At 43.2% G+C, this 4,629-nt stretch carries 4 protein-coding genes; 1 reads left to right on the top strand and 3 read right to left on the bottom strand.

The annotated features are described in order from the left end of the window. On the bottom strand, positions 1–1,974 hold a 1,974-nt coding region (locus tag A3757_RS10740), incomplete at its 3' end, for an AAA family ATPase (protein ID WP_068739585.1). Positions 1,975–2,007: 33 nt separating this feature from the next. Then, positions 2,008–2,805, bottom strand: a complete 798-nt coding sequence (locus tag A3757_RS10735) for a sulfite exporter TauE/SafE family protein (protein WP_068510263.1) — start codon at positions 2,803–2,805, stop codon at positions 2,008–2,010. A 241-nt stretch (positions 2,806–3,046) separates the two neighbouring features. On the opposite strand from A3757_RS10735, the gene cysB reads away from it, so the two are divergent. Then, positions 3,047–4,024, top strand: coding sequence for an HTH-type transcriptional regulator CysB (gene cysB / locus A3757_RS10730; RefSeq protein ID WP_068510261.1), 978 nt, complete (start codon positions 3,047–3,049; stop codon positions 4,022–4,024). A 26-nt stretch (positions 4,025–4,050) separates the two neighbouring features. On the opposite strand, the gene syd is transcribed toward cysB, so the two are convergent. Further along, positions 4,051–4,605: a SecY-interacting protein gene (syd, locus tag A3757_RS10725; protein ID WP_068554184.1), complete on the bottom strand. Its 555-nt coding sequence runs from the start codon at positions 4,603–4,605 to the stop codon at positions 4,051–4,053. Positions 4,606–4,629 lie beyond the last annotated feature (24 nt).

Genomic DNA, 4,629 nt, shown 5'->3' with positions numbered 1-4,629 from the left:
CCATGCATCATCCAAGCATTCGATAGCATCGACATATTTGCCCTGTGCAAAATAAAGCATTGCTTGGGTGTACTGAATGATTATGTGCTGGCCTGGCTCTGTCCCAATTTCCAAATGTCGTAGCAAGGGGTTGATGTACGACTGAGCGATAGTAAATTCGGCTTTCTCTGTATATATCAATGCCAAGGCACTATTTTGCCAACAAGAAATTATTCTAGGTTGAGAGCTGTCGTGATAGCTATCGATCCATTGTTGGTTAATAATCCCGGTTTCTAACGCTTTTTCAAGATTACCTTGGTAAAAATAGATCCATCCAAGCAGGCCGCTGCTTGATAGCACCGTGGTATATTTCTTCTCTCGCTTGCCATGCTCAATTGCTTCGCTCAAAGCAGCTTCCGCAGACTCCAGGTCACCGACAGCGAAGCTATCAAGACCAATTCCGTAATAGGTGACGGATTTAAGGGGCATCTTGGTTGTATCGAGCTCTTTCAGAACATCTTTAGTTAATTGTCCTGCGCTCTTTAGGTCTGACTGGCTGCGAGCCAGATAGGCCCGAATAAGCGAGATCTCACTATGTAAGTCAATTAATTCACTTGCGCTAGTTTCAATGCAAAGCAAGCGTTGCTTATCAATAAGGAGTTCCAGCTCTTCTAGCAAAGGGGCAATCACTTCAATTTTGTTACTGAAGAACAATGCCCAGATCTTAAGCATAATCGCGCGGGGAGACTGGCTAAATAGCTTTTCGGGTACTTTTCGAAGCCACTCTAAAACGAGTAAGTGATGCCCTTCATGTATTAGGTTGTTACCATTTTTTTCAAGCAATTGTATTAAAAGATCCCAATCTTGAAGTTGAACAACTTGCTCTATCGCTTCATGGGCTTGTTCATGCGTGACAAGCCACTCAATAGCGCTTTTCTGCAATGTTTCTAGAAGTGTTGGTTGCTCTACTTTAATTTTTCGAAGGAGCGACTCTCTAAACATCTCATGATAACGGTACCAGCTATGTTCATTATCTAAGGGGGTAATGAAGAGGTTTGCTCTATAAAGGTGGTCAAGTATCTTCGCAGAACCCTGGATATTAAGCATCGAGTCGCAAAGCTGCGCGTTTAAGCGGAGTAAACATGAAGACCTCAATAAGAAGTCTGAAACATTTTGCGGCTGTTGAGAGAGAATTTCACTCACAATATATTCGCTCAGATGCCTATCATCTGAAAGAAGCCTATCTACAGATATGAGCGACTGGTCAGCCTTGGGAGTGGAGACGGCGGATAGCGCTGCAAGTTGTAATGCGGCTATCCAGCCCTCACTGGATGCAAACAAGGAGTCTACTTGCGCATCACTTAACGATAGATTCATATAATCAAGAAGAAAAGCTTTAGATTCTTCAATAGAGAAGGCCAAGTCTGATGATTGTATTTGGTCTACCCAGTTTTTTACACTCCAACGAGAGATCGGAAGCGAAGGTTCGAACCTGCATGTGATGATAATTTGAACAGAAGGTGGCAGAAAATCGACAAAGTAGGCGAACTGGTTCAGGCATTCCTTACTATCAATGTTATGAAAGTCATCTAAGACAATATCAAGGTGCTCATTATGGCTAGCCCATTCATTCAACTCATTAATTATCGAAGTGACAGCGCCCTCAATGTGAGCTGAATCGTCCCGAAGCAGTGTCTGTGCTTCTTCTCCGAATTCAGAAATAGAGCTTTGAAGCGCTCCAAGAAAATAACGCCAAAATCTCAGTGCCTGATTGTCGTTCTGATCAAGTGATAGCCAGCAGTGTTTTGATTTACTGTGATGTAGCCACTGCGAAACAAGGGTTGTCTTACCATAGCCTGCAGGTGCAGAAACCAACACCAGCTTTCTGCCACTCCGAAGCTCAAGCCGCTCTAGTAGGTGCTTTCTTAAAATACTGCTTGGGTTATATGGCGGTGATAAGAACTTTGTTTTAAGTAGATTAAATGTTGGCGACATAGCTTCAACTGTATTTGTGTTGTGCGTTATTGGCTAAAAGATCGCGTATTTTACCCCAATAATCAATAGGATGCTGGCTAATATTGGCTGCAATATTTCACTTGGTAGTTTTTTGCTCAATTTTGAACCAAAGTGAATGGCAGGAATAGACCCAACTAGCAGGGAGATTAAAAGAACGAAATCCACATTACCAAGCTGCATATGTCCCAACCCGGCTATGAGCGTAAGCGGTACCGCGTGGGCAATATCAGTTCCGATGATAGTAACGGGGTTTAAGCGTGGATAAAGCATCATCAAAACTGCTGCACCAAATGCGCCAGCCCCAACAGACGTTAGGGTTACACAAATACCGAGAATAAACCCTGCAAATACAGTTAATAAGCCTTGGTATTTTTTAAGCTTATGACGCTCATTACTGCTTAGATTAAATGAACGGGTAAGGCGAGGTTTTATAAGAATTACCAGGGCGGTCATTATTAACATACAGCCAAGCACAGTTAATAAGATGTGTTGATAGCTGGACGGATCACCAAAGTGGTTCTTCAGCATGTAGACTGTAACAAGTGAAGCCGGGATACTGCCTAAGCCTAATCTAAATACTATCTGCCAGTTAACAGTAGACTGTTTCGCATGCGAAATTACACCGCTCGCCTTTGTTGCGGCGGCATAAATTAGATCCGTTCCAATGGCGATATGAGTCGGGAAACCGAAGAGTATAAGAAGCGGCGTCATTAAGGACCCGCCACCGACACCCGTCACCCCAACCGCAAAACCAACACCGGCTCCGGCAAGCACGTACGTAATAAAATCACCTAAAGCAAGAAATTCCATGATTATGGTCTAATATAGATAGGGAAATACAAGGCTTAGTTAATCAAATGGCCGTTTTTGAGGCCTTGCTGTTGATAACACTTCGAGCCAAATTGAACTTAGACAGCACATTAAACAAAGCTGTGCGCACCAATTTGATGCTATTTCTCATACTATAGCTAAGTTTTTTTATTTCCAATAAGAATATTTAGCTATAGCTTTATATCATTTTGGTGTAACCCGATCCTGTCTGGAGATAATAATGAAATTACAACAACTCCGTTATATATGGGAAGTCGCTCATCACGACTTAAATGTTTCTGCAACTGCACAAAGCTTATACACCTCTCAGCCCGGTATAAGTAAGCAGATTCGTTTGCTAGAAGACGAGCTGGGGGTAGAGATTTTCTCTCGTAGTGGTAAGCACCTAACACGGATAACACCCGCAGGCGAAGCGATACTGAAAGTTGTTGGCGATGTGCTTGGAGAAGTCGAAAGTATTAAAAAAATTGCTCAGGAGTTTAATAATGAGCACAAAGGTGACTTGTCGATTGCTACTACACATACACAGGCGCGCTATGTCCTGCCGACGGTAATTAGTCGATTTATGAATAGCTTTCCCGATGTTTCATTGCATATGCACCAGGGAACACCTGCTCAAATTTCCGAACTTGCCTCAGATGGCACCGTGGATTTCGCAATTGCGACTGAGGCGCTCGAGCATCATCCAGACTTAATCATGATGCCTTGCTATTCTTGGAATAGAATCGTTATCGTGCCTAACAATCACCCGCTTGCTTCAGATAGTGATATAACATTAGCCAAGCTAGCTGAATTCCCGATTGTCACCTATGTGAAAGGGTTTACCGGGAGGTCCAAGCTTGATGCTGCCTTTTCAGAGGCTGGATTATCTCCAAATATTGTCTTTACTGCGTCCGATGCCGATGTCATAAAAACTTATGTGAAACTCGGTTTGGGTATCGGGATCGTAGCATCCATGGCTTACGACACTCAAAAAGATGTCGGCTTGACTGCGATTGATACCGACCGACTGTTTGAGGCAAGTGTTACCAATATCGGATTCAGGAAGGGGACCTTTATGCGCGGCTTTATGTATGAGTTCCTACAACAGTTTGCACCTCATCTTACTCAGAAGGTTGTCGAGGAAGCATGCTACCGCCATATGCATCGTCAGGACGTTCAAGAAATGTTTGAAAATGTTAAGCTCCCGCGCTACTAAGAAGCATGGCTTAACATGAAGGCGCCTTAGTTGTACTCGAGTGCTGTAGGGTTGAGGGCTAGCAAGAAACTTTCAAGGTTGTCAGCCAACTCTTTATAATCTTTTCGACCTGGGCGCTCTAAAATGACTTTCCCGCTATGATTTTCAATACTTACAACTTCATTGCTGTCGGTGCAGCCGATAAATAGCGTTAAGCTCTGTTTGTTCTTAAGCTTCGCGAAACAGTGTCCGAGTATATTTTCTTTTAGACGCTCCTGATCTTCTTCGTTCCACGTTTGTATTAACGCAAAATCAACTAAAGGGTGCTCTACACGCATTCCGTTCGCCCAGTAGCTTTCGAAGAAGGCGTGGAAATCGGGATGGAATTTGGTCTCGAGCGCATCTTCAAGGCTTGCAAAGATATTCCCTGATCTCTTTTCCTTATGGCGCCAGTAATGACAGTCTTTGACGATACTAACTGCGCAAGGCGAGGGCCAGATCGGGTCGCATTGAAAAGAGGGTAAGCCGAGTTCATTAGCATTATGAAAAAGATTTTCGTAACGGGTTAGTATTGAATCGAGCGCTAAAAAAATCTTATCCATTATAATTTAATAAAGCCTAGTTCT

The organism is Oleiphilus sp. HI0117, assembly GCF_001635235.1.
The sequence above is the reverse complement of the archived record's forward strand: the minus strand, read 5'-3'. Positions and strand labels throughout refer to the sequence as shown.